Genomic DNA, 5,366 nt, shown 5'->3' with positions numbered 1-5,366 from the left:
TCGTAAACGGCGCGACGAATAAACCAATGTCGAGGTTCCAGATCCGCGGGCGCCATCTCAAGCCAACGATTAAGCTCGACTCCATCGCAGCGGCGCAAGTAGTTGGCGAGCGCCGAGTACAAATTAGCAGGCAGCACTTGTGCCCCCTCGCCATCTGCTTGCAGCGCCAGCGCAAACGAACGGGCAAGCAGGTCGGCTATCGAGATAGGCCCAGACCCCGGCGCTTGTCGCTCAGTCAATTTGGAAAGCGCCACCGGCCGTTCCGCTAACAATGTGAAATCCTGTGGCCGCGAAACAAATAGTTTTAGCCTCTCGGACAATTCGCCGTTCTTCGCCCCCAATCCGGCGAGTATCGCGTCGAACTCGGGGCGCACAATCAATCGCAAGAACTCATCGAGCAGCTCCCATGGCATATGTACCAACAGTTGTTGCGCGGAGGGATCGTCACACAAACCGCCGGCGCCCCTGCGCTGAAGTTGCTTTCTGATGGACGACAGGTCTCCGCCGGCCGACCTACCATCGCTCGAAGGTGACCCGTTGTCCACGCCCGTCTTGTGCGATCGCGGCCCGGAACGTTCGTCCAACTTTCGATACCCAAACTTATAGGGGTATTTTGCCTCCGCGCTCTCCTGGACAATACCGTCCAAACGAATTCTGCAATGAATATCCGGTGGATCGCCCTGTGGCCAACGCAGTTCGACGACATCACCAGTTAGGATATCATTCAGCGGGAACACAACCACTGATTGACCTTTGGCATTGCCTTCAGCTTTGCCACAAACCTCCTGTACGGTTATTTGAGGGATTTTGCGAGTCCACGACAGAGTCGGCACGATATTGTGCAAACGTTTTAGGTCCACAATCACTGTCAAGCTTTGCCGGCCGTTCGCATCGTGGCGGTGGTCGAAGTCCACCACGACGCGAGGTCGTAAGTCCTCAATGAGATACCGCTCGGTCGGGCCACAGACGCCGTTTTGCATTACCGGAGTGAAGAGCATTTCCCACCCATCGAGAGGGCGGGTCCCTTGGAATTTCAAGGCAACGCAACGGCCAGCCTCTCGGAGGTCCGGCGAGGTTCCGTGAATGAGCGCACTCGAAGTCCAAACGGAACTATCCAGTTTGACGTAAGTCCAGTCTTTCGCGTCCCAGCACAAGTGCGGCCAGTCGTCGATATGTTGCGCGGTTGGTATAGCCCCGGTGTCCGTGTGTCGAAAGGTTTGCGTAAAAGTCGCAACGCCTGCAGTGGTAATCGTAATGGGAAAAGCCTGTTGTATCGGCGGTTGGAACTGGAAGAACATGGACGTTCGCCCTGCGAGCAACTCGCCTAGATAGATGTTATCGCGCAGGTACACGGTGGCCCGCTGCCCGGCATGGGGACGTGTGATCCACAACCAATTACCGATCGGCGTATGAAACCAATAACAGCGATCGATCGTCAGCTCAGCCATTTCCGCACGGCCGCAATTCGACCGCCCTTACTCGCCGCCTTATGCGCAACTGCAATGAATCCATACCCACTGTGTCGTACCGCGGCGTTTGATTGACATCCCTTCGGTCGCCAACTAGAATTCGACCGAAGCTACGCAGATTGCCCCCCAGGATGATTGCGCCGCGAGGGGGGCGGCTCACATGGCGGCGGTTGGAAGTCGTTTCAGTGTTTCTTAGTGGAACATCTGTTGCACGGCCGGTCAATCATGAAGCTATGTTGCCGACGCATCGCCGGTCATCGAGACAAACGCGCAGCTCGTCGCCGAACCGAATCGCCGGGCATACGCAAATAACTTGAGGAGCCCGCGGTCGTGCCGCGGCATCCGTTCGCTCTTCGGACTCTTGCTGCCAGGGTTGACCATGTTCGACAGCTTTTGGCTTTGGCACGATGCGCGCCGTCGGTCTTCCTGCAGCGTGCTCGTGTGCGGCCCTTCCCAAGCCGGCAAAACGACGCTCATGTCCGCCTGGTGCCTGGCGCCAAGTGTTTCTCGCAGTGACCATCAGACCGCCTCCTGCCGTTTGATTCCGGAGCCGAATTCCTCAATGGCGCATCTTTACCGCGATGCCGCGGAACAATTGCGCGAGCACGGGCGGTTCGGGAGGCAGGCGACCGAAAGGCGATTGGATTTTCGCTTTACCTTGGAAGCTGACTACGCAGGGCTGCTCACGCGGGCTTTTTTCGGCGTTGCGCAGCGGGTCCAGTTTCAAGTGGTCGACGGACCGGGCGGCGTGCTGCTGCCTGACGATAGCGTCAGCGAGGAGCAGGCGGAAAAAGTTCGCAGGAGTTTGATCTTTGCCGAATTGATCGAAGCCTTCAGAGCCGCCGACTCAATTATCCTTTGTGCGGACGCCACTGATGAACAGGCTTCGTCGGCATTCTTCAAGTCGATTATGGAAATCCTTCGCATGTTGCCGGACGGGCGGTTGGCGTGTCGACAAATGTTGATTCTGCTGACCAAGGCAGAGCGGTATTTTGCGCGATACGATGAGCGGGCGGAGCAAACCGCCCGCACCACCGATCCCTGGCCCCATGTGTTGCGGATGATGACGCGAGCGGGCTTGGGCAACGTGCTGTTGGCGGTTTCTCATCGGCGTACGGAGATCTCCAGTACCTGGGTATCAGCGCACGGATTCTTGCCGGACGGCCGTTCAAACATGGACTCCAGCGGCGACCGCTTGCGTGCCGCGGCCGGCGCCGACGCCCAATCGCGATACTGGCAGTTGTGGCAACCGTTTCAGGTGCTCGATCCGTTGGTGTATTTGACCACGCGTGCCCCTGGCAATCTCTGGTTCGTCGACCCTTCCAATATCGCCCGGCAGCGTGCCTGAATGTCTTCTTGCCCCCCCTTTGCCGCTCGTACAGCTATGGAGAAGATTTTTTTGACGGGGCCGACGAAGAGCGGAAAAACTTGTCTACTCGGCTCCCTGATTGTGGCCGCAGGCCAGTCGTACATTTCGAACGACCCGTGGCAATGTGCGTTTCGCGATCTCGAAGTCCCCACGCCGCCAGCGCGGCGCGACAGAGCACAAGGCAACGATGGCGACGAGCTCCGGATCGAAACGGGTTCGTTGACCGATCTACACAAGATGGCCGCTGGCGTCGTGCGTGACGGCCCGCGAATCGAGGCGACGCGAATATTGCGCGAATATCGCTTTAAGGTGGAGGTCAGTGGCCGCGAGCAGCCCGAAATGAAACCGCGTCGGCTGGGCTGGCCAAAAAAGAAAAGGCGCTGGATGGCGGATGTCGCCGTGCTGGATGCCCCGGGCGGCTTTGCCTGGGGCGCAGACGGGTCCGAAACCGATCATCGTCGACTGATGTTTGAACGAGCCAGTCGGTGCCAAGGAATGATCTTTTGCGTCGATGCCAACAATTCAGAAGCTTGCAGCGACTTCTTTTTGCAGATGCCGGAGTTCATATCCAAGGTGTCGGCCGAAGGCATGCCCTTCAGCCGCATCGCCGTCGTCTTGACCCGCGCCGACCAGGTTCACAACCACGCCGGGGCCGGTAACCGCCGACAACTCGAGTCGGACATCCCTTGGGGCCGCGTACGCCAGCTTTTGAGCCGCAATTCGTTGAGCGCGTTGTTACAGGCTGCTGACAATGGCAACGCCCAGTTGGCGTGTGGTTGGGCCTCGGCCTACGGTTTCGTGCCCTATGAGGGAACTGCCAATTTTGATCCTGAGACCCAAGCGTTGCTGACGTGCAACCCAAACGTTCCAATCAACCAGTTATACGATAGCTGGGAACCGTTCCGCGTCCTCGAACCGTTTGTGTTCCTGCTCAGCGGAGAACCGGGGAATATGGTTCTGTACGACCACACGATCCGCGCTCAATTTGCCACGTAGCCCTTTTTTGATGCGAGGATAGGAGCCCTAGAGTCATGACGGAGGCGGCCGGGTGGTGGCAGGTAGTCTATGGCAAGCTCGTCGAGAGCGAGCACGGCCCGATCCTGAGGCAGTCTGAGCATCATCAATCGGCAGTCAGCGTCGACATTCCTGACCGCATAGCAACCCTTTGTTATCCGGAACGCGTCGGCATCGGCACCGACGATTTGCTGCACGGTTGGGGCCGGTATCGCTGGCCGGACGGTCCGGGTGGATTCGTCTACACGCCCAAAGTCGTGGGCGATCGCTACTATGTCCTGGCAGCCCGAGTGAGAGGACGATTCGAGATTCCGCAGCTGAAGGATCGGCTCTACACGCAGGCTTATTATCTGGCCAACGATCCTGACGCAGCGGCCACGTGGCCGCTGCTCGACTGGTGGGGCTGCCTGGTTGCGCGGCCTAGCCTGCGGAACGAAACGATCGGCCGTCGCAGCCTGGCGACTCGCGATGCCCCCGTTCCCGCCAATGCGCTGGCCATGATTGGCCCGATGCTGAGCCGGATTCTCGCGGGGCATGCATTCGTTGCGACGGAGGAAGAGGTCCAACCGGAAGCCTTTTATCTGCAAATACGGCTTGCACTGGCTTGCCTGCCGGCAGCCCTGCGTTGGCGCATACCGGTCGGGGCAGGGTTGTTTGTAATTGACCGGGATCGCATGGCCATTGCGCAGGGCATGGAAACCAAGGACGCTGCCGCCCAGCCTGCAGCACCCCTGCTCGACGAAGACGCAATCCAGGAATACATCGCGGGCGTAGCCGCAATACTTAAGTCTTCGTCAACCCTGTCCCAGGTGATGCAAGCAGTCGACCGATGGATCCCGGAACTCAGTGCCTGGCAAGTGCTGAGTGGCTCGACCCCGCCCTCGCCTGACTGGCGCGATGCAGTTGCCCGCTTCGCGGAATACTGGCAGGAAGTGCGACTGTTGTGTCGTTGGTTGACGTCCGTAAGCAATTCCAACCGGGCCGGACAGCGAATATCAATCCGCGCGATGCGGGACCTTCGCGAGCGAGCGGTGCGATCGCTCAGCTCTTTGCTGGCAAAATCCGCCGACGGTGCGACCACGGGCGCGTTGGACGACATGGTCGACTGGCAGGAAGCCTGGAAACAGGTCGCCAACGACGGTGAGGCGGACGGACGCAACTCCGCGCAGTTAACAATTGCACGCGGATTAGCCGGATTGCTGGGCGCTGTGGCAATCGAGCCCGAACCTTTAGCGGCTGTTGGGCACATAGAACTGCCCGACAGTTGGCAGTCGAAGTCCACACCGGCCCTGCGCGCGGCCTTGCGGAAGGGCCTGCTCGGGGATGCCGCCTCGGGGCCATGGCGGCAGATGGCGCTGGATATCTTCGCCACGGCCACGTTGACCAACTGGCTAGCCGAATTCAGCACGCACGAGTCGCTCGAGCAGGATCGTCTGTTGTACTGGCTGCTGCTCTACCGACGGCAACCGAACGACGTTGCCTCGCTGGACGGCTGGCAGACGTCGCGGGAGTTG

Annotated in this window: 5 protein-coding genes; 3 read left to right on the top strand and 2 right to left on the bottom strand. The window is 59.5% G+C overall.

The features are described from left to right. A partial coding sequence (locus VGG64_08950; GenBank protein ID HEY1599716.1) for a hypothetical protein occupies positions 1-998 on the bottom strand: 998 nt, incomplete at its 3' end. A gap of 702 nt (positions 999-1,700) precedes the next feature. Beyond that, positions 1,701-1,946 carry a hypothetical protein gene (locus VGG64_08945; protein ID HEY1599715.1) on the bottom strand — a complete coding sequence of 82 codons (246 nt, stop codon included), beginning with the start codon at positions 1,944-1,946 and terminating at the stop codon, positions 1,701-1,703. A gap of 85 nt (positions 1,947-2,031) precedes the next feature. Between VGG64_08945 and VGG64_08940 the strand changes: the two genes are divergently transcribed. The 3 genes from VGG64_08940 to VGG64_08930 form a co-directional block, all read left to right on the top strand. Beyond that, positions 2,032-2,817 (top strand): hypothetical protein, encoded by a 786-nt coding sequence (locus VGG64_08940; protein ID HEY1599714.1) that lies wholly within the window; start codon positions 2,032-2,034, stop codon positions 2,815-2,817. Between the two features lie 36 nt (positions 2,818-2,853). After that, positions 2,854-3,834, top strand: coding sequence for a hypothetical protein (locus tag VGG64_08935; GenBank protein HEY1599713.1), 981 nt, complete (start codon positions 2,854-2,856; stop codon positions 3,832-3,834). Positions 3,835-3,869: 35 nt separating this feature from the next. Beyond that, on the top strand, positions 3,870-5,366 hold a 1,497-nt coding region (locus VGG64_08930), incomplete at its 3' end, for a hypothetical protein (GenBank protein ID HEY1599712.1).

The organism is Pirellulales bacterium, assembly GCA_036490175.1.
Classification (GTDB): domain Bacteria; phylum Planctomycetota; class Planctomycetia; order Pirellulales; family JACPPG01; genus JACPPG01.
The sequence above is the reverse complement of the archived record's forward strand: the minus strand, read 5'-3'. Positions and strand labels throughout refer to the sequence as shown.

What these genes read in the sequence shown, in the direction of transcription:
- VGG64_08935 (HEY1599713.1), top strand. Translation starts at nt 2,854, where the DNA reads ATGGAGAAGATTTTTTTGACGGGGCCGACGAAGAGCGGAAAAACTTGT.
- VGG64_08940 (HEY1599714.1), top strand. Translation starts at nt 2,032, where the DNA reads ATGGCGCATCTTTACCGCGATGCCGCGGAACAATTGCGCGAGCACGGG.
- VGG64_08945 (HEY1599715.1), bottom strand. Translation starts at nt 1,946, where the DNA reads ATGAGCGTCGTTTTGCCGGCTTGGGAAGGGCCGCACACGAGCACGCTG.